Origin of the sequence: Flavobacterium sp. 40-81, assembly GCF_001898245.1 — a bacterium.
GTDB classification, from domain to species: Bacteria; Bacteroidota; Bacteroidia; order Flavobacteriales; family Flavobacteriaceae; genus Flavobacterium; species Flavobacterium inviolabile.
Map to the genome: position 1 here is coordinate 1 of NZ_MKTM01000040.1, position 26,385 is coordinate 26,385.

24 protein-coding genes and 1 rRNA gene are annotated in these 26,385 nt (G+C 39.3%); 17 read left to right on the top strand and 8 right to left on the bottom strand.

Annotated features, from left to right (window positions below):
• A 5S ribosomal RNA gene (gene rrf, locus BGO42_RS15375) occupies nt 1-92 on the top strand; the annotation flags it as partial.
• A gap of 366 nt (nt 93-458) precedes the next feature.
• On the opposite strand, the gene BGO42_RS15380 is transcribed toward rrf, so the two are convergent.
• On the bottom strand, nt 459-2,546 hold the full coding sequence (locus tag BGO42_RS15380; protein WP_273244144.1) for a prolyl oligopeptidase family serine peptidase: 2,088 nt from the start codon (nt 2,544-2,546) through the stop codon (nt 459-461).
• A gap of 163 nt (nt 2,547-2,709) precedes the next feature.
• Between BGO42_RS15380 and BGO42_RS15385 the strand changes: the two genes are divergently transcribed.
• The 6 genes from BGO42_RS15385 to BGO42_RS15410 all read left to right on the top strand — a co-directional run bounded on the left by BGO42_RS15385 (nt 2,710) and on the right by BGO42_RS15410 (nt 9,204).
• Nucleotides 2,710-4,170: a lipopolysaccharide biosynthesis protein gene (locus BGO42_RS15385; RefSeq protein WP_177730818.1), complete on the top strand. Its 1,461-nt coding sequence runs from the start codon at nt 2,710-2,712 to the stop codon at nt 4,168-4,170.
• Between the two features lie 69 nt (nt 4,171-4,239).
• On the top strand, nt 4,240-4,674 hold the full coding sequence (gene dut, locus BGO42_RS15390; RefSeq protein WP_177730815.1) for a dUTP diphosphatase: 435 nt from the start codon (nt 4,240-4,242) through the stop codon (nt 4,672-4,674).
• Between the two features lie 91 nt (nt 4,675-4,765).
• Nucleotides 4,766-5,776, top strand: a complete 1,011-nt coding sequence (locus BGO42_RS15395) for a sugar phosphate nucleotidyltransferase (protein ID WP_273244149.1) — start codon at nt 4,766-4,768, stop codon at nt 5,774-5,776.
• Nucleotide 5,777: 1 nt separating this feature from the next.
• The gene (locus BGO42_RS15400) at nt 5,778-7,130 is read left to right on the top strand and encodes a tetratricopeptide repeat protein (RefSeq protein WP_273244151.1); all 1,353 of its coding nucleotides are present in this window, start codon (nt 5,778-5,780) and stop codon (nt 7,128-7,130) included.
• Nucleotides 7,130-7,894, top strand: coding sequence for a lipoprotein insertase outer membrane protein LolB1 (gene lolB1 / locus BGO42_RS15405; RefSeq protein ID WP_177730809.1), 765 nt, complete (start codon nt 7,130-7,132; stop codon nt 7,892-7,894). The genes BGO42_RS15400 and lolB1 overlap by 1 nt, the downstream gene beginning before the upstream one ends.
• 20 nt (nt 7,895-7,914) lie before the next feature.
• A complete protein-coding gene (locus BGO42_RS15410; RefSeq protein WP_177730807.1) occupies nt 7,915-9,204 on the top strand; it encodes a murein hydrolase activator EnvC family protein in 1,290 nt (429 codons plus the stop codon).
• A gap of 53 nt (nt 9,205-9,257) precedes the next feature.
• Here the strand turns inward: BGO42_RS15410 and BGO42_RS15415 are convergent, their stop codons facing one another.
• Both BGO42_RS15415 and BGO42_RS15420 read right to left on the bottom strand, forming a co-directional pair.
• Nucleotides 9,258-9,773 (bottom strand): acyl-CoA thioesterase, encoded by a 516-nt coding sequence (locus BGO42_RS15415; protein ID WP_177730805.1) that lies wholly within the window; start codon nt 9,771-9,773, stop codon nt 9,258-9,260.
• Nucleotides 9,774-9,840: 67 nt separating this feature from the next.
• Nucleotides 9,841-10,788 carry an HU domain-containing protein gene (locus BGO42_RS15420; RefSeq protein WP_273244154.1) on the bottom strand — a complete coding sequence of 316 codons (948 nt, stop codon included), beginning with the start codon at nt 10,786-10,788 and terminating at the stop codon, nt 9,841-9,843.
• Between the two features lie 247 nt (nt 10,789-11,035).
• On the opposite strand from BGO42_RS15420, the gene dprA reads away from it, so the two are divergent.
• Nucleotides 11,036-12,139 carry a DNA-processing protein DprA gene (gene dprA / locus BGO42_RS15425; protein ID WP_273244156.1) on the top strand — a complete coding sequence of 368 codons (1,104 nt, stop codon included), beginning with the start codon at nt 11,036-11,038 and terminating at the stop codon, nt 12,137-12,139.
• Nucleotides 12,140-12,187: 48 nt separating this feature from the next.
• On the opposite strand, the gene trpS is transcribed toward dprA, so the two are convergent.
• On the bottom strand, nt 12,188-13,159 hold the full coding sequence (trpS, locus tag BGO42_RS15430) for a tryptophan--tRNA ligase (RefSeq protein ID WP_177730798.1): 972 nt from the start codon (nt 13,157-13,159) through the stop codon (nt 12,188-12,190).
• Nucleotides 13,160-13,288: 129 nt separating this feature from the next.
• Here trpS and BGO42_RS15435 point away from each other — a divergent pair, with 129 nt between their 5' ends.
• Nucleotides 13,289-14,047 carry a lysophospholipid acyltransferase family protein gene (locus BGO42_RS15435; RefSeq protein WP_273244158.1) on the top strand — a complete coding sequence of 253 codons (759 nt, stop codon included), beginning with the start codon at nt 13,289-13,291 and terminating at the stop codon, nt 14,045-14,047.
• A gap of 55 nt (nt 14,048-14,102) precedes the next feature.
• Here BGO42_RS15435 and BGO42_RS15440 read toward each other — a convergent pair whose 3' ends face one another.
• From BGO42_RS15440 to recA, 4 genes are all read right to left on the bottom strand, one after another.
• Entirely contained in the window at nt 14,103-15,599 is a 1,497-nt protein-coding gene (locus tag BGO42_RS15440; protein ID WP_273244160.1) for a hypothetical protein, read from the bottom strand.
• The gene (locus BGO42_RS15445) at nt 15,596-16,144 is read right to left on the bottom strand and encodes an RNA polymerase sigma factor (protein WP_177730792.1); all 549 of its coding nucleotides are present in this window, start codon (nt 16,142-16,144) and stop codon (nt 15,596-15,598) included. The genes BGO42_RS15440 and BGO42_RS15445 overlap by 4 nt, the downstream gene beginning before the upstream one ends.
• Nucleotides 16,145-16,156: 12 nt before the next feature.
• Nucleotides 16,157-16,567, bottom strand: coding sequence for a hypothetical protein (locus BGO42_RS15450; protein WP_177730791.1), 411 nt, complete (start codon nt 16,565-16,567; stop codon nt 16,157-16,159).
• 98 nt (nt 16,568-16,665) lie between these two features.
• Nucleotides 16,666-17,670: a recombinase RecA gene (recA, locus tag BGO42_RS15455; RefSeq protein WP_177730789.1), complete on the bottom strand. Its 1,005-nt coding sequence runs from the start codon at nt 17,668-17,670 to the stop codon at nt 16,666-16,668.
• Between the two features lie 259 nt (nt 17,671-17,929).
• Between recA and trhO the strand changes: the two genes are divergently transcribed.
• From trhO to BGO42_RS15495, 8 genes are all read left to right on the top strand, one after another.
• A complete protein-coding gene (gene trhO / locus BGO42_RS15460) occupies nt 17,930-19,288 on the top strand; it encodes an oxygen-dependent tRNA uridine(34) hydroxylase TrhO (protein ID WP_273244164.1) in 1,359 nt (452 codons plus the stop codon).
• 5 nt (nt 19,289-19,293) lie between these two features.
• Nucleotides 19,294-20,535: a peptidase U32 family protein gene (locus BGO42_RS15465; RefSeq protein WP_177730785.1), complete on the top strand. Its 1,242-nt coding sequence runs from the start codon at nt 19,294-19,296 to the stop codon at nt 20,533-20,535.
• Entirely contained in the window at nt 20,535-20,765 is a 231-nt protein-coding gene (locus BGO42_RS15470) for a ferredoxin (RefSeq protein ID WP_273244167.1), read from the top strand. Before BGO42_RS15465 ends, BGO42_RS15470 begins: the two co-directional genes overlap by 1 nt.
• Before the next feature lie 192 nt (nt 20,766-20,957).
• A complete protein-coding gene (locus BGO42_RS15475; RefSeq protein WP_177730782.1) occupies nt 20,958-22,127 on the top strand; it encodes a PSP1 domain-containing protein in 1,170 nt (389 codons plus the stop codon).
• Nucleotides 22,111-22,602, top strand: coding sequence for a gliding motility lipoprotein GldH (locus tag BGO42_RS15480; protein WP_273244170.1), 492 nt, complete (start codon nt 22,111-22,113; stop codon nt 22,600-22,602). The genes BGO42_RS15475 and BGO42_RS15480 overlap by 17 nt, the downstream gene beginning before the upstream one ends.
• Nucleotides 22,603-22,613: 11 nt before the next feature.
• Entirely contained in the window at nt 22,614-24,914 is a 2,301-nt protein-coding gene (locus tag BGO42_RS15485; protein WP_273244172.1) for a penicillin-binding protein 1A, read from the top strand.
• A 63-nt stretch (nt 24,915-24,977) separates the two neighbouring features.
• Entirely contained in the window at nt 24,978-25,679 is a 702-nt protein-coding gene (locus BGO42_RS15490; RefSeq protein ID WP_177730776.1) for a CoA transferase subunit A, read from the top strand.
• A gap of 2 nt (nt 25,680-25,681) precedes the next feature.
• Nucleotides 25,682-26,341 (top strand): CoA transferase subunit B, encoded by a 660-nt coding sequence (locus BGO42_RS15495; protein ID WP_273244175.1) that lies wholly within the window; start codon nt 25,682-25,684, stop codon nt 26,339-26,341.
• The last annotated feature ends 44 nt before the right edge of the window (nt 26,342-26,385 follow it).

Consider the following 26,385-nt stretch of genomic DNA (forward strand, 5'->3'; position numbering starts at 1 on the left):
GGGGCTCACCTCTTCCCATTCCGAACAGAGAAGTTAAGCCCGCCTGCGCAGATGGTACTGCAATCCTGTGGGAGAGTATGTCGCCGCCTTTCTTTTGAAAACCCTATCCAAACGGATAGGGTTTTTTGTTTTTAGGAAGTAAGAGAAAAGAAGTAAGAGAAAAGAAGTAAGAGAAAAGAAGTGAGAGGTGAGAAGTGAGATGAACCGGTTATATAACCTATAAATTGTCCTTTATAAAAGATATTGTCTATAATAACGCACATAAAAAAGCCGGATCATTTAATGATCCGGCTTTTTATCCTTAAAAAGGATGGCTTAATGGTCGGTTTTGCTGTAAATAAGTGTTTAGTTTGCTTTATTAAAGCAGCTGCATTTCGATAATAAAAGAATATATATTCCCGGATTCGGGTCTTTAAAGAAGCTAAAAAAGGCGGTTCTTAAAACAAGAACCGCCTTTTTTATTTATTCAAATGGTATAAAAGGAAACTGTATAGCGCTGATTTTTCTTCAATCTGGTCATCATAGTTAAAGTTTTTACCGGCATGACCAGCCTTTTTAAGTGTTTTAATATACACAGGATTCTTTTGAGCAGCTCTGTTTTGTAATAATGCAGCAAATTTATAAGATTGAAACGGCGGAACCCTGTCGTCATTTTCAGATGTAATGATCAGGGTTATAGGATAGTTTATATTTTCTTTAATATTATGATAAGGAGAATAGGCCATCATTGCTTTGTAATCACTCGAAACATTTGGATCTCCATATTCATCTAAATGGTATTTGCCAACAGTGTATTTGTTAAATTCATTCATGTCAAAAACGCCAACATTAGGTATGGCCACTTTAAATAATTCAGGTCTTTTGGTCATGGCAACACCTACCAATAAACCGCCTTGCGATCCGCCGGTTATGGCCAGTCTGTTTGGTGAAGTATATTTGTTATTAATCAGGTATTCGGCAGCATCAATAAAATCATTAAACGTATTTATCTTTTTCTGCCCTTTACCATCGGTATGCCATTTTAGCCCTTTTTCCCCGCCACCTCTGATTTCAGCATAGGCAAATACACCACCCTTTTCAAGAAAATACAGCAAACTGGTATCATAGGATGAAGGAGATATTGTTCCGAAACCACCATAGGCTTTTAATAAGGTCGGATTATTTCCGTCAAGCGGAATGCCTTTTTTAGCAACAATGGTAATGGGGATATCAACATTATCCCTGCTTTTATAGGTGGTTGTGATAATTTCAAAATGATTCAGGGGAAAAAGAGTCGGCTTAGGGCGGTTACTGGCGCTATAAAATGGCTCTTCAGTTCCTGTTTCTACATTTAGCTTTATATTCTGATACGGCTGGATATACGAGTATAAACCATAATATAGTTCCTTGGTTTTAGGGTTAAAATCAGTAACATCAATCTCCATACCTTTAGGTGCGTCTGTTTTTCGGATGAATTTCCCGGTATAATCATAGATGATAAAATAATTTTTCCCGGTGGTTTTGTATCTGCAAACGATGTAATCATTATAAAAATATGATTTAACCAGAAGGTTATTGAAAATTTGCGGTACAACAACCGTTTCTTCGTTTCTGTTCGCTATGGGGAATGAGCGGATCTCTCCCCAGTTATATTTTTTTGAAGAAAAATAAATTCTGTCATTTACAGAGGATAGCAGTTTAAAATCGGTTGAATCGTTTTCAATAAATTTTTTTGGCTGAAAAACATCATAATTTAATTCTGCATAATAATAGTTTTTTAAAGTTTCATCCTTACTTGTTTCGATAATAAACAGTTTGTCTTTTGACGTAAAAAAGTCAAAATCACTTTCCGATTTTGAACTGTCAAAAACCAGATCGTCATTTTCTTGCAGGGTTCCGATTTTGTGGTAAAAAAGCTGGTAGGTAGAATCTTTTGCAAATTGCTCCTTATTGCTGTTCTTTTTATAAAAAATACCATTATCCTTATTCCAGGAAACATTGGAGAATTTTACATTTTTTATGTCGTCCGTAAGGGCTGTCCTTTTATCCAAATCCACAAACCGGATTTCGTGCCGGTCACTGCCGTCAATATTTATTTTGTAGGCGAGAAGTTTAGAGCTTTTGGAAGGGTAATAGTTTGTTATCGCAACATTTTTATCTTCGTAAATAGTATTTGGATTGACAAGTTCAACAGATTTTTCATTCAGATCTTTCCGGTAAAAAAGATAACCGGATTTATGGGCTTCTTTTCTGTAGAGCGAGAAAAAATATTTCCCTTTTCTCTCCGGGATTTTATATGTTGTTTTGGTGTCGTATTCTTTGATAACAGCAGCAATAGAATCGGTGTTATTTAGTGTTTTGAAATGATCGGACACAATTTTATTCTGAGCATCGACCCAGTTAGTCACTTCATCAGACCGCATTTTTTCAAGCCAGCTGTAATTGTCGGTAAAAGTAATGCCGTGTTTCGAAATTGTTGTTGGGATTTTTTTGGTTACCGGTTGTTGCTGTGAATAGGTAAGGCAAGTCATTAAAGAACAAAAAAGTAGCTGTAATTTTTCTTTCATTTCAAATCAGATATTGGACAAATATACTTAAAAGCTGATTTTTCTGTGTAGAAATAAATTCGGATCATAAATTGATGCAAATAGTGTTAGCAATGCAAAACGCTGCGATAAATAAACGAAAAGAATTAACTATTTTTGTTCGTCATTAGTCAAAGCAAATATTTTGGGTTTATATAAAAATCTTTTCAAACAAACTTTTATTTATGGAGTGGCTACCGTGCTGCCAAGAATGCTTAGCTTTTTATTGGTTAGGCTTCACACGGATTTAATGCCAAAGAGCGATTACGGGAATGTAACCATCGTTTTATCCTGGATGGTTTTCTTTAACGTTATCCTTTCCTATGGAATGGAAACCGCTTTTTTCCGGTTCTATAACAAAGAGGAAGATAAGAAAAGTGTGATCGAAACAACCACGATTTCATTATTCTGGACCTCCATGCTGTTCCTGGCTATGGCACTGTTATTTCGAAGTACGCTGGCCGAATGGGCCGATGTGGAAACACAATATGTAACCTACGCCGTATGGATATTGGTTCTGGATGCTCTGGTGGTAATACCGTTTTCGAAACTCCGGGCTTTTCAAAGGCCCATAAAATATGCCGTTATAAAAATCTGCAACGTTACGATTAACGTCGGATTAAATATCTTTTTCCTGGTATTCCTTCCCAAAATCGCAAAAGCAGACCCGGATGGATTCATAAGCAGTTTTTATGTTCACGACTACCAGGTGGGCTATATCTTTATTGCCAACCTGATTGCCAGTCTGGCAACACTGTTAGTATTCCTTCCGGACTATTTCCGCCTAAAATGGCATTTCAATGTACCGTTATGGAAAAACATGATGAACTACGGACTGCCGATACTTTTTGCCGGTCTGGCGTTCGGAATCAATGAACATTTTGACAAGATCCTTTTAGGGAAATTGCTGCCGCAGAATATTGCGAAAGCAGAAGTAGGCGCTTATTCGGCCTGTTATAAACTGGGATTGTTCATGGTACTTTTCCGGACGGCTTATACGCTGGGAATCGAACCGTTCTTCTTTAATCATGCCGATAAAAAAGATGCACCGCAAACCTATGCCGTGGTTACCAAATATTTTGTGATTTTCGGATCGATGATCCTGTTGTGCGTTGTCGTTTTTGCCGATATCTTAAAAGTAATACTGGTACCGAACAGTACCTATTGGGAAGCCATGAAAGTGGTACCGCTCATCATTTTAGCAAACTTCTTCCTGGGAATCTATACCAGCCTTTCCGTTTGGTATAAATTAATTGACCGGACAAAAGTGGGTGCTTATATTTCCATTGTCGGAGCGGTGGTAACACTGGTCCTGAATTACCTGTTAATTCCGGTATACAGCTACATGGGATCGGCCATTGCAACACTGGCAGCCTATGGCACCATGATGGCGATTTCGTATTTTATGGGAAACAAATATTACCCGATTCCTTACGATAAGAAAAGAATTATAGGATACTTATCGGTATCCACACTATTAGCAGGACTATCTTTTTATGTACCAAGTCTCCATAATTATATTTTTGGTGTACTGGCGATCTTAATTTTCGGATACTTTATTTATCGAAATGAAAAACAGACGATACTCCGACTGATAAAGAGATAAATTGCATATTTTTTTTTATTTTTAAACATCGTTTCAAATACAATCCTGATTCAGGAAAATTACTATATAATGACAATAAAAATTATCAACAAATCAGCACACGCATTACCGGAATATGAAACTAATGCCTCTGCAGGAATGGACTTAAGAGCCAATATTGAAGCACCAATCACGTTACAGCCTTTGGAAAGAGCTCTGGTAAAAACCGGACTTTTTATAGAATTACCCATAGGATTTGAAGCACAGGTGCGACCAAGAAGCGGACTGGCATTTAAAAAAGGGGTGACGGTTTTGAACAGCCCGGGTACTGTTGATGCCGATTACAGAGGAGAAATAGGAGTCATTTTAGTAAATTTATCAAACGAACCATTTGTTGTTGAAAACGGAGAGCGCATTGCACAGCTGGTAATTGCCAGACATGAAAGAGCAGAATGGCAGGAAGTGGTTGAACTTTCGGAAACAGCCCGTGGCGAAGGAGGTTTCGGAAGTACAGGAGTAAAATAGACTATAATTTAAAAAAAGCCGTTACTAATTATAAAGTAAAACGAATGTGCACTTTCAAGACACATTCATTGTTTAAACATTAATACAATCAATGAGAATAATTGTCCCAATGGCAGGACGCGGATCACGTCTTCGCCCACATACTTTAACCGTACCGAAACCGTTAATTCCAATTGCAGGAAAACCTATTGTTCACCGTCTTGTAGAAGATATTGCCGGAGTAATCAATCAGGAAATTGAAGAAATAGCATTTATCATTCACAAAGATTTTGGCGATAAAGTACCGGGCGAATTAATTGCTATTGCAGAAAAGTTAGGTGCAAAAGGAACAATATATTATCAGCACGAACCTTTGGGAACCGCTCACGCAATTATGTGTGCTAAAGAAAGTATGTCGGGACCGGTTGTAGTGGCTTATGCCGATACGCTTTTCAGAGCCGATTTTACATTAGACACGACAGCAGACAGCGTTATCTGGGTAAAACAGGTAGAAGATCCGAGTGCTTTTGGAGTGGTACAACTGGATGGCAACAACCAGATTGTAGACTTCGTAGAAAAGCCGAAGGAATTTGTTTCCGATTTGGCCATCATTGGTATCTACTACTTTAAAAGCGGGGAAACATTAAGATCCGAATTACAGTTCCTGCTAGATAACAACATTGTAAAAGGAGGCGAATACCAGCTTACCGACGGATTGGAAAACATGAAGCTGAAAGGAATGAAATTTGTTCCCGGTAAAGTGGAAGAGTGGATGGACTGCGGAAATAAAAATGTAACGGTTGAAACAAACTCCCGTATGCTGAATTTTTTACATCAGGATGGCATACACCTGGTTTCCGAAAAAGTGAAATTAGAAAATGCAACAATCATCCCGCCTTGTTTTATTGGTGATGATGTTGTGCTATGCAATGCTACGGTAGGACCAAACGTTTCTTTGGGCAACGGAACACATGTTACGGACAGCACCATCAAAAACAGCCTGGTACAAACCCATGCACATATTAAAAACGCAGTCTTAGACAATGCCATGATTGGAAATCATGCGGCATTCGATGGGAAGTTTACTGCGATCAGTATAGGCGATTATTCCGTTTTAGAATAAAATGAATATAAAAAGACAGTTCATAGCGTTCACCTTATTAGGCTTTTTGGCTGTGCCGCTCCCTGCAGTGGCACAACAGGAGCCTGATGCTATTGCTTTGGAAAACGATGAATTTCAGAATAATTTCTATGAATCGTTAAAGCAAAAAGGAATTGAAAATTATGATAAGGCGATCGAATCGCTTTTTAAATGTCTGAAAAACCAGCCGGACAATCCGGTTATTCATCATGAATTAGGGAAAAATTACCTGTTCCAAAAAAACTATCCGGAAGCGGAAAAAGAATTTCAGAGAGCCATAACCTTAAATCCGAAAGAACGTTGGTATTGGAACGGATTGTATGATGTGTACTATGAAACAAAAGACTTTAACCGCTCCATACCGGTTGTTGAAAAATTAATTGAATTCGACAAAAAGTTCCAGGACGATCTGGTGTCGCTGTACATGTACACGCAGCAATTTGACAAAGCATTGGCACTCATTAACGAAATGGATGTGACTACAGGACTAACCCCGACGTTGGAAATGTACAAACTGCAAATTTTAAGCGATTCGAAATTCAAAAAACCGGAAAAGGAAACATTAGAACAGGCGATTAAGAAAAATCCGAATGACGAAAACAACTATATACAACTGATCTATCTGTATTCGGAAAGCAACCAGGAAGAGAAGGCGCTGGAAGTGGCTAAAAAACTGGAAAAAGCAATCCCTACTTCCGATTGGGCGCAGGTGAGTCTTTTTAAATTCAACCTGAACAATAAAGAACCGCAGAAAGCTGCCGATGCAATGTTCCAGGTGCTGAAAAGCAAAAAAATCGATGCCAAGATCAAACACCGTGTGCTGAACGAATTCCTGATTTTTTCAAACAACACAAATTCGTATAAAAAAGAATTACAGCAGGCAGTCGATTATTTTACAGGGGATCCGAATGTGGATGTGCCTAAAGAAATCGGAATCTTTTTCCTTGAGAAAAAGAAAAACGAAGATGCCATTGTCTTCTTCGAGAAAAGTCTGGAAAACAAAAAGGATGATATCAGTACGATAGAATTGTTATTGCAGGCTTACTCAGAAAGGGAGCAGTATGATATAGTCAGTAAAAAAGCATTAAACTATCTGGATTTGTTTCCCACGCATGCAAAATTGTACTTTTTTGCAGGGATGGCGCAAAATCAGCTAAAAAATTATAAAAAAGCCATCGATTTATTACAGTCAGGAATGGATTTTGTAGTAGAAGATAGGGCTTTGGAGATCAATATGAACATTCAGCTTGGAGAAGCCTACCACGGTTTAGGCGATGAAAAGAAAAAAGAAGCATATTTTATCAAAGCCAATCAATTGCTAAAACAAAAAAAATAATGAAAAAAATAATAATCCTCTTCGGACTGGTACTTTTAGTTTCCTGTAAGTCAAAACAAATTGCAGTAGCAGAGCAGGGCGCTTCCGAAAAAATTGAAGCCTCAAAAATCATTCAGGGACATTACAGTAACAAGTTCAACTTTGAAACGGCAAATATCAGAACAAGCGTAAGCTATAAGGATGATAAAACATCCCTTTCGGTTAATGGCGATATCCGTATCAAAAAAGATGAGATTATTTTAGTCAGTGCCCGTATTCTTGGTTTTCCATTGGCGAAAGCCCTGATTACGCCAACGCGCGTGAGCTATTACAGTAAAGACGGCCGTTTTTTTGACGGCGATTATACCATGTTGAGCAGATGGCTGGGAACCGACCTGGATTTTAAGAAAGTACAGAACATCCTTTTAGGCCAGGCAATGGACGACCTGACGAAAACAAACTATAACGTTTCTATTGAAAACGAAAAATATAAGCTGAAAAGCAAAGCGAATGCCAACATCACCAAAGAATTTTTGTTTGAAGGGGCCAACTTTTTATTAAAAGACCAGGTCATTTCACAAAAAGATCCGATGCGCTCTCTGGAAGTCAGTTATCCGGCCTATAAAGCCTATGATAAGGCAACGCTGCCTTTAAACATGATTATTGAAGCTTTTCAGAAAGGAAATGTCAGAATCGAAGTCGATTATAATTCCATCAGCTTCGATGAAAAGCTAAGCTTTCCATACAATATTCCGGAAGGATACGAACAAATATTTATTGATTAATTTTGTCAAAAAAAAGAACAATGTACAAAAAGCTCTTTAGCCTATTTTTTATTTTCCTGTCAATTGCTTCCTGGTCGCAAACTGAAGACAAACAACGTCAGCTTGAAGAAAGAAAAGCACAGATTCAAAAAGAAATAAGAGAAGTACAGCAACTCCTTCAATCTGAAAAGAAGAAGGAGAAATCAGTATTGGTGCAAATTTCCCAGCAAACAACAAAAATCAAACTGAGTGAAAAACTGATCAATACCACTCAAAAACAAACCCGATTGCTGACGGATGATATTTATCTGAAACAATTAGAGATAAACAAACTGGGAAGAGAGCTAACGGTTCTGAAAGAAGACTATGCCAAGATGATTGTAAAATCATATAAAAGCCGTTCGGAGCAAAGCCGTATTATGTTTGTACTTTCTTCCGAAAATTTCCTGCAGGCATACAAACGCGTTCAGTATATGAAGCAATATGCCAGCTTTAGAAAAATGCAGGGCGTTGAGATTAAAAACAAATCGCTTCAATTGCAGGATGCGACCACTGTTTTGGAATCGAAGAAAAAAGTAAAACAAAAACTTCTGGTAGAAAGTGAAAAAGAGAAGAAAGCACTGGAAGAAGACAAATCCGAACAGGAAAAATTAATGAAAGTTATCCAGAAGGATAAAAAGAAATTAGCCGGTGATATTAAGAAAAAACAAGAAGAGTCCAGAGCAATCGACAGACAGATTCAGCGTTTAATCCGTGAAGCCATTGCCGAAGCCAACAGAAAAGCAAGAGAAGCTGCTGCAGCTTTAGCCGCCAGAAATAAAGCGGCCGGTAAGAAAGTGGAAAAAGCAGAACCGGCAACAACTGCCGCCGCAGAATCCACAACAAAATTCTATCTGACTCCGGAAGGAAAAGCATTGGCAGATAATTTCAGAGCCAACAAAGGAAGATTGCCATGGCCGGTAGAAAAAGGATTTGTTTCCTTAGGTTTTGGCGACCAGCCGCACCCAATCCATAAAAGCCTGATTGTTCACAACAGTGGTGTGGAAATCAGTACAGAACCGGGAACCAATGCCAGAGCGGTTTTTGGCGGGGAAGTATTACAGGTACAGGTTATTTCGGCAAACAACCGTGCCGTGTTTATCCAGCATGGTGATTATGTGACCGTTTACCTGAATTTAAGTAAAGTCTTTGTTGGAAAAGGCGATAAAGTATCGATTAAGCAAAGTATCGGAGAGATACACACCAATTCCTCCGGAAGAGCAGTATTGAAATTCCTGATTTCACAAAATACAACTACGCTGAACCCGCAGAGCTGGTTAGCCAATATGTAATTACAATAAAAAAGCCACTAAATTATTAGTGGCTTTTTTATTTCACGGAAACCTTATTCCTGCATGAATAAAGCTTTTAATTCTGTTGCTTCGTGCGGTTTCATTTTGCCGGCAAGTACCAGGCTCAACTGCTTTCTTCTCAACGCTGCTTCAAAACGTTTTTTCTCTTCTTCCGTTTGCGGAACAATAGCCGGAACTTCCACCGGACGTCCGGTTTCGTCTACCGCTACAAAAGTATAAATAGCTTCGTTTGCTTTGTTTTTAATTCCGGATTCACGGTCTTCAATCCATACGTCAATAAAAATTTCCATAGACGTTTTAAACGTACGGGACACCTTCGATTCAACCGTTACAACACTTCCCAAAGGAATAGCACGGTTAAAAGCTACGTGATTAACAGAAGCCGTAACGCATACCCTTCTGGAATGTCTTCTGGCTGTGATACTGGCAGCACGATCCATACGCGCTAATAACTCACCACCAAAGAGATTGTTTAGCGGATTTGTCTCACCCGGTAAAACAAGGTCGGTTAATATAGTAATAGAATCTGAAGGGAATTTCTCTTGCATCTTTTTTTCTTGCAAAGATAGCAATAGAAGCATAAAAAAATCCCGAATTTTTCGGGATTTGATAATTTTAAAGCTCCTTGATAAGTACCCAGGCCTCTTTATTGTGATTTTTATGAATTTCTTTCAGTTTGGTTTGTGCTTCGGCATAAGAAGTGAAACTGCCGTATAAAACGGGATACAATCCAAAAGTGTTTCTTTCCAGACGAACCGGTTCAAAACCTAACGATTGCAGTTCCTTGAAAATGCGCTCTGCATTGGCTTCACTTCGAAAAGCACCGGCCATGATATGGTAAGGCTTAACCACTTTTGTTTTGGTTTCCTTAATGTTTAACGTTACAGGAGGTAAAGGGCTTTCAATAAAAAAAGTAGCCTGTTGGATTTTATCCTGTACTTTTTCCTGAACCGCTTTTGCCACTAAAACATTCTTGCTGGTGATCTGCTGGTCATAATAAGATTTGTAAGCCGCTCCGCCAACACCCATTGATACCACAAAAATAGCGGCATATTTAAGGAAGGAATAATCTCTTTTTCTTTCCGGTGTGAAAACAATCGGAGCTTTTTCTTCCAGTGCTTCAACCTGTGCTTTTAAAACTTCTCTTTTTACTGCCGGAGAAACTATTGAACTCAAACCGAAAGAATCGGCAAGATAGTTCACCGAAGTAATCGGTTCAAAAACCCAGTTCCATTCGGAATTCACAGAAATTTCACCAATATTCAGCAATTGTAAAGACTCTTTTCGCTGTAATTTTTCAATCCACAGGTTTACCTCATGCTGCACCGCGATTACGGCATCATCATAGGAAATTTTTTCCTGTAAAGCGATATGATTAGCAAGCAGTCCGTCATTATTCTTTAAATGCGGATTAAAAGACACCAACTTTTTAGGAGGATAGAACGTATTTGTACTTCCATTCAGTTGTGCCGATTGAATTGCGGTTAAAAATGCACCGAACCCAGGAACGGTAACGCATTGATAACGATATAACAAAGCCGAGATGTAGTTTTCTATCTTCATATCTACAAATTTAATTATTCAAGACCGAATCCCAAATTTTATCAACAAATGTTATTAACAATTCCGGTTATAGTTGTAAACACTTGAAATTGAATCTATTACTTTTTTTAAGGGTTTGAACCTCTTTTAAAGTTTTGCAGGAACCTTGTTTCCGTAACCGGAGAAAGGAGGATGCTTTTTAGTAGCGAATAAGTTGATAATTAGCAGGTAATCCTGTATCTTTTAGCTATTATTTAAACTATACGCCATGAACGAATCGGATTTATTTTACACATTAGCACTTTTAAAAGTTGAAGGAGTCGGGGATATACTCGCTAAAAAACTATTGCAGCATTGCTGCACCGCCCGGGAAATATTTACTGCGAAAAAACAGGAACTTCTGGCGATAGACGGAATCGGGGAAATCGTTTTCCGGAAATTGCAGGACAAAAAGATATTTGAACTGGCCGAAACGGAAATGAAGTTTATTGAAAAGAATGCCATCCGGGTGATGTATTATCAGGAAGAGGCATATCCGCAGCGCCTGCAGCACTGCGTGGATGGTCCGGTATTGTTGTTTCAGTCCGGAAAGATCAACTGGCAGCAATCCAAAATTATCAGTATCGTCGGGACACGGCAAATTTCGGGTTACGGAGTGGAATGCTGCCGGAAACTGATTACAGACTTAGCACCATTATGCCCGGTTATTGTGAGCGGGTTTGCCTATGGCACGGATATCACGGCACAATTATCGGCCATTGAGAACAATCTCCAGACAGTGGCTGTTTTAGGCCATGGATTAAATCAGGTCTACCCGAAAGCACACCAGAAATATACAGCTTCAGTACTGGAAAACGGCGGTTTTGTCACGGAGTTCTGGAGTTCCTCAAATCCGGATCGGGAAAATTTTGTGAGAAGAAACCGCATTGTCGCCGGAATATCGGAAGCGACCATTGTAATTGAAAGTGCAGAAAAAGGCGGTTCTATGATTACGGCCATGATGGCAAACGATTATAACAGGGATGTTTTTGCAATTCCCGGACGAACAACAGACCGCTACAGCTCCGGATGCAACAGGCTCATTAAAACACAGCGGGCAAATTTGCTGACATCGGCCGCCGATTTGATTTACCTGCTCAACTGGGAAGTAACCGCAAAACCCAAAACACCCGTACAAAAACAGCTTTTTGTAAACCTGGAACCGGACGAACATTTGATATACAACTTTTTACAGCAAAACGGAAAGACACTTTTAGACAGTATTGCGCTGGAATGCGGTATGCCGGTTTATAAACTTTCAGGAATGCTGATCACGATGGAATTAAAAGGTGCCGTACGGCCGTTACCCGGAAAACTGTTTGAAGCGATTTGAAATAAGGCTTAAAATAGAAAGAGAGGTGAATCACACCTCTCTTTTATATTATTCGTATCCTAATTTTTCACGGACTCTTTTCAAAACACCATCGGCAATAGTCCCGGCTTTTGCAGCGCCTTTTTTTAATAAAGCATCTACTTCCGGTAAATTGTTCATATAGTAATGGTAACGTTCTCTTTCGGTTTTGAATTTTTCTGTGATTAATTCAAATAAGGCCTGTTTGGCATGGCCATAGCCATAATTTCCACCTAAATAATTAGCGCGCATTGCTTCCGTTTGTTCCGGAGTAGCCAATAATTTATAGATAGCAAAAGCATTACAGGTATCCGGATTTTTAGGAGCCTCCAGCGGAGTGCTGTCCGTTTCAATACTCATAACCTGTTTGCGAAGTGCTTTATCGTCTAAAAAGATATTGATGAAATTATTGCGGGACTTGCTCATTTTTTCGCCATCAGTTCCCGGAATGATCATAATGTGTTCTTCAATTTTTGCTTCCGGCAATACAAACGTTTCTCCCATCTGGTGGTTAAAACGGGAGGCAACATCACGTGTAATTTCAAGGTGCTGCAGCTGGTCTTTTCCAACCGGTACAAATTCGGCGTCATACAATAGAATGTCGGCAGCCATCAGCATCGGATAAGTGAACAACCCGGCATTCACATCGTCTAAACGATCGGCTTTATCTTTGAAAGAATGGGCCAGTGTTAAACGCTGAAAAGGGAAAAAACAGCTCAAATACCAGGATAGCTCCGTTGTTTGCGGAACATCGGACTGACGGTAGAACGTAATTTTAGTAATATCTAAACCACAGGCAAGCCAGGTTGCTGCAACACTATAGGTGTTATCACGTAACGTTTTACCATCTTTTATTTGTGTAGCCGAATGTAAATCGGCAATAAAAAGAAAAGATTCGTTCTCGGGCTTGTTGGCCATTTCGATAGCCGGTAAAATAGCACCGAGCAAGTTTCCTAAGTGTGGCGTTCCTGTACTTTGAACACCGGTTAAGATTTTTGCCATTGTTTAAAATTATTTTTTGCAAAGGTAACGGTTTTGGTAAAAAGTTTTGGACGAATTCTTACTTTTGATAACTTGAAGAAGAAGGAGCCGTTTGAAGCTGAATATAAATGCGTACAACAACTTAAAAGAATGAAAATTTTAAAAATCCTTTTTTGGACACTTTGGCGAATCTGGTTTTATGTTTTGGTCACTGTGCCGATCATCGTTTTATTTCCGCTTTTGTTCCTTTCCATTTTATCGGAAAAAACATATCCCCAGTTTTTTGTTCTGGCAAGACTGTGGGCTAAAATTATTTTCTACGGAATGGGCTTCTATTATAAGGTAGAAAGAGAAGAAGCACTGGAAAAAGGAAAAAGTTATATGCTGGTTGCCAATCATACTTCGATGATTGACATCATGTTGATGCTGATGCTGGTTAAAGACAATCCGTTTGTGTTTGTGGGTAAAAAAGAACTGGCAAAACTGCCGATATTCGGATTTTTCTACAAACGCACCTGTATATTGGTAGACAGAAGCAGTTCTAAAAGCCGTTTTGAAGTTTTTAAACGGGCGCAAAAACGATTGGAGCAGGGGCTTAGTATTTGTATTTTTCCTGAAGGAGGTGTTCCGGATAATGAAAGCATACTGCTGGATGAGTTTAAAGACGGTGCTTTCAGACTGGCTATCGAACATCAGATCCCGATTGTTCCGATGTCGTTTGGAGATGTAAAGGAGCGTTTCTCTTTTACGTTTTTTAGCGGAAGTCCGGGGAAAATGAGAATAAAAATTCACAAACCGGTTGCTACAGTCGGAAAAACACAGGACAATAAAAAGGAAGTGAAGGATGAAGTGAGAACCATAATCCTGAACCAATTACTGGAATTTGATAAAAACAAAAAAGCACTCTAACCCAAAAGAGTGCTTTTTCAACTTAACTAAAATTCAAGCTAACTAACTAAAAAGCTTAAAATCTATAACTAACTCCGGTGTACAAACCAAAAAGATAGGGTTTGAAATTTCCGGCGTCACTACTGAACATGTTCAGTTGATATTTAAAGGTAGGTTCAAAATTGGCTTCAAAAGATTTCAGGAAGCGGTATTTAACACCTACACCTATGTTGCTGCTAAGATGTACATCATTTAAATTGTTTGCCTCTCCAATAGTCGTGTTTAACTCAGAAGACACCAGATCAATTTTATTCTGATTTAAAAATAAGGTACTGAAACCACCGATTAATTCGATACCGAATCGATTGTCGATCAGTTTGTATGATAATTCCATCGGAACTTCGATATAACCCATTTTCTGGTTTAACGTTCCGGAATTCATTTTTTCTACAATTCCGCCGTTTGGATCTGTTGTCAGACCACCATTTTTATTTTGTATCTGGATATTAGCGCCGCTGTTATTGCGGGATACATTTTGTAATCCGTTTGCATTCGCGTTTTCATAATACACAATATTATTCGTGTTGTATTCAAATGCCAGGCGGTTAATACCGGTGCGCAAGGTCAGCTTGTCGTTCAGTTCATAACGAAGTCCAAGCCCGTAACTCATGGTGTTTTCATAATCTTTGGTATTCGATGCAAACTGGTTGTCTATAGGAGAACCGTTTGATGTGGAACGAAAGAATATTGGTGTAACCGTAGAGCTGATTGCCCATTTGGATTTTTTAACTTCTTTTTCTTTAATTTTTTTAGTCTCAGCCAGCAATTTCTCCTTTTGAACCTTGTCTAAAACATTTTCGGTTTCAGCAGCGGTTTCTGTCTGGGTACTATCCTTTTCAGGGATAATGATATAGTTGGCAATATTGTTTTTCTTATGAAAATTAAAAGGTCTTGTTTTGCCGGAATTTTTGGAACTGCCGTCGTTGTCGTTCTCTTTATCGGTCAGACGCTTGTCAAAATCCGTTGCGTAAAAACCATTCTTGTTGTTCCCGGCAATGTAATTCCCGGATTGTTTTTTAGTGCGGTTTTTTCGGCTGGCAATAACGCGGTTACTGCTTCCTTTTTTCGCAGAATAATTATTGTTCTCTGTATGGGAACGGTTTACGATTGTATTCGTATTGTTTTTATTTACAATGCTGTTTTTTGCAGCATTTTCTTCAACTAAAGCCTCTTCTGCTGTTGTGTTGATTTGATGATCGCGGTCAATCAGGCTGTTTTGTTTATTTCCGGTTTCGGAACCGTTAGCATTCTTATTGCTTTCGTCCGAATTAACCACGGGGCTGTTTTGCGGCTTGCCGGGATTAGACAGGAAATAGGTTGCCGTTAAAAAACCTAAAAGGAAAACAGCAGCAATTCCGGAAAGTCTCAGCCAGAAAGGAGCAATAAACTTTCGTTTTTTCTTTTCCCCGTCCAGTTCGGCCTGAATATTTCCCCACATGTTTTTAGGAGGAACTGCTTCAAAGTCCTTAAACTTTTCCTGGAAAAGGCGATCTATGTTTTTTCTTTCACTCATTGTGTTGAGGATACTTTTCTGTTGTGTTGTTGTATTTCAATTTTTTCTTTTAAAATCATCCGGGCTCTTGCCAGATTTGATTTTGATGTTCCTATTGTAATGTTCAGCATTTCGGCGATTTCCTTATGCGAATAATCATCCATTACATACAGGTTGAACACCAGTCGGTACCGATCCGGTAATTCCTGGATAATGCTGATGAGATAATCGAGGGATACATCTTCATCGTCAAAATCCACCGTTGGATTGTTGTCAATAATATTGTCATTCACTAATTCATAAACACCCTGATTGCGGTATTTCTGAAGAATATTATTAATCATCAATCGTTTCGCCCAACCTTCAAAAGAACCTCTAAATTGATATTGTTCAATTTTTTTAAACAGTAAAATAAAACCATCCTGTAAGTTGTCTTCTGCTTCGGCATAATTACGAGAATACTTCAAACAGACGGCAAAAAGCTTTGGAGATAATAGCTTGTAGAGCTGCTCCTGTGCTTTGCGGTCGTTGTTTTTACAATCGTATATGATTTGCTCGACACTCAAACGAATTATTTTTTATTCTTGTACATCTATCTCCCGGACTAAAAATTGATCTTCACCCTGGGCATTTTTTCCTTGCCAAAATCGTAAAACATGCGCTCCGGAAGTTTTGATAAATAATGGATAACTAACTTCAAACGGATTCTCATTTACAGCTTCGCAATTACTAAGGTGCTGGTATAGGGCATCTATCGCCATAGTAATTGTGTTGCCGTTTTTTTCATAATAAATACCATTAAATGAATGGCAGTTAGTAGGTCGTTTATATTTTAGATATATTACTGTTTGCACACCTGCTTTAAACGTGTCCGGTAACTGTACATCCTGTATAGGCAATAACTCAAAAGAGGTGTTTTCTATATCAGAATCGGAAGAACACGCATTCAAAAATGTAATAAAAAAAAACAGGGCAAATATTTTTTTCATTTCAGATTACTTTCGGTCGTTTTATAGTTAGATATACGAAAATAAAAAAGGTTGCGTCATAAAATAAAAAAACCCGAAAATTTTCGGGTTTTTTTATTTTATGATTCTTTTTGTTTGATCAGTTCTTTAATTTTTGCCTCTAATTCGTCCATTAATTCCGGATTGTCTTTAATTAATGATTTAACGGCATCACGTCCCTGTCCTAATTTGGTATCGCCATAGCTAAACCAGGAACCGCTTTTTTTGATGATTTCAAAGTCTACGGCTAAATCCAGGATTTCACCCACTTTGGAAACACCTTCACCATACATAATGTCAAACTCGGCAGTACGGAAAGGCGGTGCTACTTTATTTTTAACAACCTTCACTTTTGTTCTGTTTCCGATAACGTTCTCACCGTCTTTAATCTGAGACGATTTACGGATGTCCAGACGAACGGAAGCATAGAACTTCAGAGCGTTACCACCGGTAGTCGTTTCCGGGTTACCAAACATAACCCCAATTTTTTCACGCAGCTGGTTGATGAAGAAAACGGTACAGTTGGTTTTGCTGATTGTAGCTGTTAATTTACGCAAAGCCTGTGACATTAAACGGGCATGTAATCCCATTTTGGAATCACCCATTTCTCCTTCAATCTCGCTTTTCGGCGTTAAAGCAGCAACAGAGTCAATAACTACAATATCAATAGCTCCGGAACGAATAAGGTTTTCGGCAATTTCCAAAGCCTGTTCCCCGTTATCCGGTTGTGAAATAATAAGATTGTCAATATCAATACCCAGTTTTTGAGCATAAAAACGATCAAAAGCATGCTCCGCATCAATAAAAGCAGCGATTCCGCCCGCTTTTTGAGCTTCTGCAATTGCATGCAGGGTTAAAGTGGTCTTACCAGACGATTCCGGTCCGTAAATTTCTATGATTCTGCCACGAGGATATCCGTTTACACCCAAAGCCAAGTCAACACCTAAAGATCCGGAAGGAATGGCTTCCACTTCTTCTACTGCGCTGTCTCCAAGTTTCATTACGGTTCCTTTTCCGTAGGTTTTATCTAATTTGTCCAGCGTTAATTGTAACGCCTTTAATTTCGCTTCTTTGTCTGCACTCATCTTTCTTTGTCTTAAAATTTGGCTCTTATTTTCTGTAAAAATAGCGCTTTTTTTTAAGTTTCAAATAACATCTTATCAACACTTGGAAATACTAATGGCAACACGGTGTTTTTCCTAATAAAACCGTGATACTGAAAACAAAACAGCATAAAAATATTGCAGCAGCCTGTTTTTGAATAGCAAATGATTTTTTATATCTTTGCACCCGAATTCTTCCATTTAGAGTTCCTAACATATTGCTCACTTAAACGTTTATAGCATGCAACTGTATAACACCTTAAGCGCAGAAGAAAGAGCCCAGCTGATTGATGAAGCGGGCAAGCAAAGACTTACTTTGTCTTTCTATGCGTATGCCAACATTGAAGATCCCAAAAAATTCAGAGACGATTTATTCTTAGCGTGGAACCCGTTAGAGGTTTTAGGCCGTATTTATGTAGCCCACGAAGGAATCAACGCACAATTGTCTGTTCCGGCAGATTTTTTCTACGCATTTAAAGACACTATCGAAGCCTATGACTTTATGAAAGGCATTCGTTTGAATGTTGCCGTAGAACACGATGATCACTCCTTTTTGAAGCTGACCGTTAAAGTGCGTCATAAAATTGTAGCCGATGGTTTGGACGATAATACCTTTGATGTTACGAATAAGGGAATTCACTTAAAAGCAAAAGAGTTTAATGATTTACTGGAAGATCCGAATACCATCGTGGTGGATTTCAGAAATCACTATGAAAGTGAAATAGGTCATTTTAAAGGAGCCGTTACACCCGATGTGGATACGTTTAGAGAATCACTACCTGTTATAGAAGAGCAGCTGTCGCAATATAAAGAAGAAAAAAACCTGTTGATGTATTGTACCGGAGGTATCCGTTGCGAAAAAGCAAGTGCCTTTTTCCGTCACAAAGGATTTAAAAACGTGTACCAGCTGGAAGGCGGGATTATCGAATATACCCGTCAGGTAAAAGCCGAAGGACTGGAAAGCAAATTCATTGGTAAAAACTTTGTTTTTGACCACCGTTTGGGAGAAAGAATCACCGACGATATCGTTTCACAATGCCACCAATGCGGTAAGCCTTGTGACAATCATACAAATTGCGCCAACGAAGGCTGTCATTTATTGTTTATTCAATGTGACGAATGTAAAAGCGCAATGGAAAACTGCTGTTCTTCCGAATGTCAGGAAATTATACACATGACTTTAGCGGAGCAGGTAAAATTGCGCCGCGGGGTTAAAAACGGCAACAAAATATTTAAAAAAGGAAAATCGGAAGCACTGAAATTTAAAAATTCAGGACTTTTATCCGATCAGCCGTTAGCGGTTGCCGAAAAACCAAAAACCATCCGGCAACGAATAGCGGTTAAAAAAGTACTTATCGGTAAAGGAGAACATTATTATCCGAAAGCACAGGTAGGACAGTTTCTGCTTGAAAACGATGTGCTGAAAGTAGGGGATAAGATCATTATTTCCGGACCAACAACCGGAGAACAAAAGATCACCGTAACCGAAATGATGGTAAACGGAACAGCGTCCGATACGGCAGCAAAAGGAGATAAAGTAACGTTTAACCTGCCGTTCCGAATCCGCTTGTCTGATAAGTTGTTTAAAATCATAAACTAAGTAGTATGACAACATCTGGAAAGATTGAACTCATGGCTCCCGCCGGGAACTTTGAGTCGCTTCAGGCTGCTTTGGATAATGGTGCTGATTCGGTTTATTTCGGTGTAGAGCAATTGAACATGAGAGCCCGGGCTTCCATTAACTTTACAATGGACGACCTGCCTGAAATAGCAAAACGCTGTGAAGAAAAAAAAGTAAGAACCTATCTTACCCTGAATACAATTATTTACGACCATGACCTGTCGGTTATGAAAACCTTGCTGACCAAAGCAAAAGCGGCCAATATAACCGCGGTAATTGCCTCCGATCAGGCCGTGATTGCTTCCGCCAGAGCATTGGGAATAGAAGTGCACATCTCGACACAATTAAATGTGACCAATATTGAAACGGTAAAATTTTACAGCCTTTTTGCCGATACAATGGTTTTGTCAAGAGAACTGAGCCTGCGTCAGGTTAAAAAAATTACCGATCAAATCGTAAAAGAAGAGATAAAAGGACCTTCCGGGAATCTTGTTGAAATCGAGATATTCGGGCATGGCGCTTTGTGTATGGCAGTGTCCGGGAAATGCTACCTGAGCCTGCATTCGCACAACTCCTCGGCAAACAGAGGTGCCTGTAAGCAAAACTGCCGGAAAAAATATACGGTTATCGACCAGGAATCGGGATTTGAAATTGAAATCGATAACGAATACATGATGTCTCCAAAAGATCTGTGTACGATTGATTTCCTGGATCAGGTGATTGATTCCGGAATTCAGGTATTGAAAATTGAAGGAAGAGGCAGAGCGCCCGAATATGTGGCAACGGTAATCAAAACGTACCGCGAAGCGATAGATGCTTATTACGACCAGTCGTATTCGAAAGAAAAGGTTTCGGAATGGATGGAGGCGCTGAATACCGTTTACAACAGAGGCTTCTGGTCCGGGTATTATTTAGGACAAAAATTAGGAGAATGGAGTGATAATCCGGGATCCAATGCCACACAGAAAAAAGTATATATTGGTAAAGGAACACGTTTTTATCAGAAAGCCGGCATCGGAGAATTCAAAATAGAAGCATACGATATTAAAAAAGGAGATACGATATTGATAACGGGACCAACAACAGGAGCGCAGGAAATGACCATTGAAGAAATGTTTGTCAATGAAGCTGCTTCCGAAAAAGCCACCCGCGGCGATAATTGCACGATTAAATTGCCATTCCGCATCCGTTTATCAGACAAACTGTATAAAATTGTTGAAGCATAATGGTTATTGTAACCTTACAGCGAAATAAATGCATCGGTTGTAATTACTGCGTGGAAATGGCTCCGGCACAATTTCAGATGTCTAAAAAAGACGGGAAAACCGTGCTGTTAAAGGCGGTCGACTCCAAAGGGTTCCATACCTTAAAATCGACAGACCATACCATAGCCGAAAATTGTGAACTGGCAGCAAAAGCCTGTCCGGTAAATATAATTTCGATAAAAGAAATCTGATTATACCGATTTAACATACTTAAAAAAAGCCTGTTGCGTTGTAATAAATGTAACAGGCTTTTAAATTTTTCACAATTTAAAAGTCAGGCACTTTTGACATTGTGAGATTGATTCTAAAAAATAGTATCTTTACACACAAAACATTTTACGAACAAGTAGTGACTGGGTCACGATCTATATATATTCAAACATATGGCATGTACAAACTGTTCCACCGGGAGTAAAGACGGAACTCCTAGGGGATGTAAAAATAATGGGACCTGCGGTACGGACAGTTGTAATAAACTGACTGTTTTTGACTGGCTGTCCAACATGAGCCTACCCGGAGGGCAGGAACCGTTCAACTGTGTTGAGGTTCGATTTAAAAACGGGAGAAAAGAATTTTACCGAAATGCGGAAAAACTAACGTTAAGCATTGGCGATATCGTCGCTACAGACGCTTCACCGGGACACGATGTCGGAATTGTAACCTTAACCGGGGAACTGGTTAAGATACAAATGAAGAAAAAAGGAGTTAATCCGGATGGTGAGGTAGGTAAAATTTACAGAAAAGCAACACAAAAAGATATTGATATCTGGATCGAGGCCCGGGATAAGGAAGAACCGATGAAGGTTCGTGCCCGTGAAATTGCTATTGAACTGAAACTGGAAATGAAAATTTCCGATATTGAATTTCAGGGTGACGGCTCGAAAGCGACCTTTTATTATACGGCAAATGACCGTGTTGACTTCAGGCAGCTGATCAAAGACTTTGCAAAAGAATTCAGTACCCGTATTGAAATGAAACAGGTTGGTTTCCGCCAGGAAGCAGCGCGTTTGGGCGGTGTCGGATCCTGCGGAAGGGAATTGTGCTGTTCTACCTGGTTAACCGATTTCAGAAGTGTAAATACTTCGGCAGCGCGTTACCAGCAGTTGTCACTGAATCCGCAGAAACTGGCAGGACAGTGCGGAAAACTGAAATGCTGTCTGAACTATGAACTGGATACCTATCTGGACGCCTTAAAAGACTTTCCGGAAATGGAAACCAGGCTTTATGCCGATAAAGGAGAAGCCATCTGCCAGAAACTGGATATCTTCAAAGGACTGATGTGGTTTGCTTATACGAATGATTTCGCGCATTGGCATGTTTTAAAAATAGAACAGGTAAAAGAAATTATAGCGATAAACAAGCAAAAGAAAAAGGTGGCGGCAATTGAAGATTTTGCCATCGAAATCGCTCAGGAAGAAGTAGAGAAAAACTTCCAGAATGTGGTAGGACAAGACAGCTTAACCCGTTTTGACCAGCCTAAGAAAAAGAAAAGACCAGCTAAAAAACGTAAACCAAATAATTCTTCGAACGATAAAAATGCTCCAAAAAAATAATTTTTTAATTATAGGAATAGCACTTTCATTAGTACTTTTTTCTTGTGATAAGAAAAGGGTTTTTGATGAATATCAGGAAATAGACGGTTCATGGCATAAGAACCAGAAAGTGACTTTTTCTTTTGAACAGAACGATACCATTACGGATTATAATATGTTTGTTAACATAAGAAATAACAACAGTTATCCGTTTAATAACTTATTCCTGATTGTGTCCATGTTGCAGCCCGATGGCGTTACTAAAGTGGATACCCTGGAATACCTGATGGCAAAAGAAGACGGATCCCTTTTGGGCGACGGATTTTCGGATGTAAAGGAAAGCAAACTCTGGTATAAGGAAAAAGCGAAATTTCCTAAAATCGGGAAATACACCATTGATATCCAGCAGGCTGTCCGCGAAACGGGGAAAGTTAGCGGTATGGAGCAATTAGGCGGTATTTCGGAAGTTGGATTTAGAATTGAAAAAGCAGAATAAGTACTATAAAAATGGCACAAAACAATAAAAATCAAAAAGAAGACTTTTCACCTTATGTAAAGAAGTTCTGGAAATTCTTTTTATATGCATTCGGAGGGATTATCCTATTTTTCCTTTTTGCTTCCTGGGGTTTATTCGGGGCAATGCCGTCATTTGACGAGCTGGAAAATCCAAACTCCAATGTGGCAACAGAAATTATTTCATCCGATGGGGAAACCATTGGTAAATTTTACCTTGAAAACAGAACACCTATCAAATATGCCGATTTACCGGACCATTTGGTAAAAGCTTTAATTGCAACGGAAGACGAACGTTTTTACGAACATTCCGGAATTGATTCCAGAGGAACACTTCGTGCCGTTTTAAGTCTGGGGAGTAACGGTGGAGCGAGTACGCTTACCCAACAGCTGGCAAAATTATTATTCCACGGAGAAGGATCGAAATTCCTTCCTTTCCGTATTGTTCAGAAAGCCAAAGAATGGATCATTGCCACCAAACTGGAACGCCAGTATACCAAACAGGAAATCATTGCGATGTACCTGAACAAGGCCGATTTCGTAAATACGGCAGTAGGAATACGTTCGGCAGCAAAAGTATATTTTGGAAAAGAGCCGAAAGACCTTACTGTTGATGAAGCAGCAATGTTTGTAGGAATGCTTAAAAACCCATCGCTTTTTAATCCGATTAAACGATTGGAAAAAGTGACGAACAGAAGAAATGTGGTGTTGAGTCAGATGGAAAAAAATGACTTCCTGACAAAAGAGAAAAAGGAATTCTACCAAAGACAACCAATCGTGTTGAAATTTACACCGGAAAGCCATGTGGAAGGAACCGCAACTTATTTTAGAGAGTACCTTCGTGATTTCATGAAAAAATGGGTAAAAGAAAATCCTAAAAAAGACGGTGGCGGAGAATATGATATTTACCGCGACGGATTAAAAATATATACAACTATCGATTCCCGTATGCAGGTATATGCAGAAGAAGCGGTAGACGAGCACTTGGCAAACTTACAGGAGGAATTCTTTATTCAGCAAAAGAAAAATGAAAATGCTCCTTTTGTCAATATTACACCGGTAGAAACAGAAAAAATCATTGAACGTTCGATGAAAAACTCGGAACGCTGGAGAATAATGACCGATAAAGGGATAGCCGAAAATCAGATTAAGAAATCCTTCGACATCAAAACGAAAATGTCTGTTTTTACCTGGAAAGGAGAAAAAGATACGATCATGACACCAAGAGATTCCATTATCTATTACAAACACTTTTTACAAACAGGTGTTATGGCTATGGAACCGCAAACAGGTTATGTTAAAGCTTGGGTTGGCGGGATCAACTACAAACATTTCCAGTACGATCACGTAGCTCAGGGTGCAAGACAGGTAGGTTCGACATTCAAACCGTTTGTTTATGCCACGGCAATCGAACAGTTAAAAATGTCGCCTTGTGATTCTATTTACGATTCACCGTTTACAATGCCAAAAGGAAGATATGGTATTGATGCCGACTGGACACCAAAAAACTCCAGTGGTAACTACAGAGGTCTGGTAACTTTAAAATCGGCTTTAGCGAATTCCATCAATACGGTTTCGGCGAAACTGATGGATAAAGTAGGACCGCATGCCGTGGTGGACCTGACCAAGAAACTGGGGGTAAGCTCTAATATTCCGGAAAGACCAGCCATCGCATTAGGAGCTGTTGAAATCACCGTTAGTGATATGGTGGCAGCCTACAGTACGTTTGCCAACCAGGGAGTGTATATGAAACCGCAGGTAATTACCAAAATTGAAGATAAAAACGGTGTGGTGCTTTACGAATCCATCCCGGAATCGAAAGATGTATTGAGTAAAGACGTTGCCTATACCATTATAAAATTACTGGAAGGGGTTACAGAATCCGGATCGGGAGCGCGTTTGCGTTATGGTTCCGGCGGACCTACTTACAAGCGTGTTACAGGACTTCCGTATGCCTTTAATAACCCTATAGCCGGTAAAACCGGAACCAGTCAGAACAATAGTGACGGATGGTTTATTGGTATGGTGCCCAATTTAGCGATGGGTGTCTGGGTAGGAAACGAAGACCGTTCGGCACACTTTAAAAGTACACAGATGGGACAGGGGGCAACAATGGCCTTACCGATCTGGGGATTATTCATGAAAAAATGTTATGCAGATGATAAGCTTAACGTTTCCCAGAAACCTTTTGAACGACCGGCAAATCTCTCTATTAAAGTAGATTGCTGGACACCGAAGAAAGTAGTAGACAGCACCGCTGTGGAAGAACCAACAACCGAAGAATTTGATTTCTAAATACAAAACGCCTTTTTATAAAGGCGTTTTTTTTATATTTTTACAAAAATAAACAACCATAATATGATTAATAAAAGAGTAAGTAATGTGAAGGAAGCATTACACGATATAAAAGACGGACAGACTATTATGCTGGGCGGTTTCGGACTTTGCGGTATTCCTGAAAACAGTATTGCAGCGCTTGTAAAAATGGATGTGAAAGAGCTTACCTGTATTTCCAACAATGCGGGAGTAGACGATTTTGGTCTGGGATTATTATTGCAAAAGCGCCAGATTAAAAAAATGATCTCTTCTTATGTAGGTGAAAATGCAGAATTCGAACGCCAGATGCTGAGCGGAGAATTGGAAGTAGAATTAACACCACAGGGAACATTAGCCGAAAAATGCCGTGCTGCACAGGCTGGAATACCGGCTTTCTTTACTCCGGCAGGTTATGGTACAGAAGTAGCAGAAGGAAAAGAAGTACGTGAATTTAACGGAAAGATGCACATCATGGAAGAAGCCTACAAAGCAGATTTCGCGATTGTAAAAGCCTGGAAAGGTGACGAAGCCGGAAATTTGATTTTCAAAGGAACAGCAAGAAATTTTAATTCTTGTATGGCCGGAGCAGCAAAAATTACTATTGCTGAGGTCGAAGAACTGGTTCCGGCAGGAACTTTAGATCCGAATCAGATTCATATTCCCGGAATATTCGTAAAAAGAATTTTCCAGGGTGAACACTATGAAAAGAGAATTGAACAACGTACGGTAAGACAAAGAAATTAATCATGGCATTAGATAAAATAGGAATTGCAAAAAGAATTGCGCAGGAACTAAGAGACAGATATTTTGTGAATTTAGGAATTGGAATACCTACATTGGTAGCCAACTATATTCCACAGGGAATCAGTGTGGAATTCCAGAGTGAGAACGGTGTGTTGGGAATGGGTCCGTTTCCTTTTGAAGGAGAAGAGGATGCGGATATTATCAATGCCGGAAAACAAACGATCACCACTTTGGAAGGTGCTTCCTTTTTTGATTCGGCTACCAGTTTTGGAATGATCAGAGGACAGCATGTTGATTTAACGATTTTAGGCGCTATGGAAGTTTCTGAAAACGGCGATATTGCAAACTGGAAAATACCCGGGAAAATGGTAAAAGGAATGGGAGGCGCTATGGATTTAGTAGCTTCTGCAGAAAATATCATTGTTGCGATGATGCACGTAAACAAAGCGGGCGAATCGAAAATATTAAAACAATGCACGCTGCCGTTAACCGGTGTGGGCTGCGTTAAAAAAGTAGTAACGGAACTGGCGGTTATGGAAATTACGCCAAACGGGTTCAAACTTCTGGAAAGAGCGCCGGGTGTTACTGTTGAAGAAATTGTAAAAGCAACGGAAGCCAATCTGATTATTGAAGGAGATATTCCGGAAATGAAGATTGACTAAACAGATGATAAATAAAAAAAGCAGCTCCCACGAGCTGCTTTTTT

What these genes read in the sequence shown, in the direction of transcription:
- BGO42_RS15380 (WP_273244144.1), bottom strand. Translation starts at nt 2,546, where the DNA reads ATGAAAGAAAAATTACAGCTACTTTTTTGTTCTTTAATGACTTGCCTT.
- dut (WP_177730815.1), top strand. Translation starts at nt 4,240, where the DNA reads ATGACAATAAAAATTATCAACAAATCAGCACACGCATTACCGGAATAT.
- BGO42_RS15395 (WP_273244149.1), top strand. Translation starts at nt 4,766, where the DNA reads ATGAGAATAATTGTCCCAATGGCAGGACGCGGATCACGTCTTCGCCCA.
- BGO42_RS15400 (WP_273244151.1), top strand. Translation starts at nt 5,778, where the DNA reads ATGAATATAAAAAGACAGTTCATAGCGTTCACCTTATTAGGCTTTTTG.
- lolB1 (WP_177730809.1), top strand. Translation starts at nt 7,130, where the DNA reads ATGAAAAAAATAATAATCCTCTTCGGACTGGTACTTTTAGTTTCCTGT.
- BGO42_RS15410 (WP_177730807.1), top strand. Translation starts at nt 7,915, where the DNA reads ATGTACAAAAAGCTCTTTAGCCTATTTTTTATTTTCCTGTCAATTGCT.
- BGO42_RS15415 (WP_177730805.1), bottom strand. Translation starts at nt 9,773, where the DNA reads ATGCAAGAGAAATTCCCTTCAGATTCTATTACTATATTAACCGACCTT.
- BGO42_RS15420 (WP_273244154.1), bottom strand. Translation starts at nt 10,788, where the DNA reads ATGAAGATAGAAAACTACATCTCGGCTTTGTTATATCGTTATCAATGC.
- dprA (WP_273244156.1), top strand. Translation starts at nt 11,036, where the DNA reads ATGAACGAATCGGATTTATTTTACACATTAGCACTTTTAAAAGTTGAA.
- trpS (WP_177730798.1), bottom strand. Translation starts at nt 13,159, where the DNA reads ATGGCAAAAATCTTAACCGGTGTTCAAAGTACAGGAACGCCACACTTA.
- BGO42_RS15435 (WP_273244158.1), top strand. Translation starts at nt 13,289, where the DNA reads ATGAAAATTTTAAAAATCCTTTTTTGGACACTTTGGCGAATCTGGTTT.
- BGO42_RS15440 (WP_273244160.1), bottom strand. Translation starts at nt 15,599, where the DNA reads ATGAGTGAAAGAAAAAACATAGATCGCCTTTTCCAGGAAAAGTTTAAG.
- BGO42_RS15450 (WP_177730791.1), bottom strand. Translation starts at nt 16,567, where the DNA reads ATGAAAAAAATATTTGCCCTGTTTTTTTTTATTACATTTTTGAATGCG.
- recA (WP_177730789.1), bottom strand. Translation starts at nt 17,670, where the DNA reads ATGAGTGCAGACAAAGAAGCGAAATTAAAGGCGTTACAATTAACGCTG.
- trhO (WP_273244164.1), top strand. Translation starts at nt 17,930, where the DNA reads ATGCAACTGTATAACACCTTAAGCGCAGAAGAAAGAGCCCAGCTGATT.
- BGO42_RS15465 (WP_177730785.1), top strand. Translation starts at nt 19,294, where the DNA reads ATGACAACATCTGGAAAGATTGAACTCATGGCTCCCGCCGGGAACTTT.
- BGO42_RS15470 (WP_273244167.1), top strand. Translation starts at nt 20,535, where the DNA reads ATGGTTATTGTAACCTTACAGCGAAATAAATGCATCGGTTGTAATTAC.
- BGO42_RS15475 (WP_177730782.1), top strand. Translation starts at nt 20,958, where the DNA reads ATGGCATGTACAAACTGTTCCACCGGGAGTAAAGACGGAACTCCTAGG.
- BGO42_RS15480 (WP_273244170.1), top strand. Translation starts at nt 22,111, where the DNA reads ATGCTCCAAAAAAATAATTTTTTAATTATAGGAATAGCACTTTCATTA.
- BGO42_RS15485 (WP_273244172.1), top strand. Translation starts at nt 22,614, where the DNA reads ATGGCACAAAACAATAAAAATCAAAAAGAAGACTTTTCACCTTATGTA.
- BGO42_RS15490 (WP_177730776.1), top strand. Translation starts at nt 24,978, where the DNA reads ATGATTAATAAAAGAGTAAGTAATGTGAAGGAAGCATTACACGATATA.
- BGO42_RS15495 (WP_273244175.1), top strand. Translation starts at nt 25,682, where the DNA reads ATGGCATTAGATAAAATAGGAATTGCAAAAAGAATTGCGCAGGAACTA.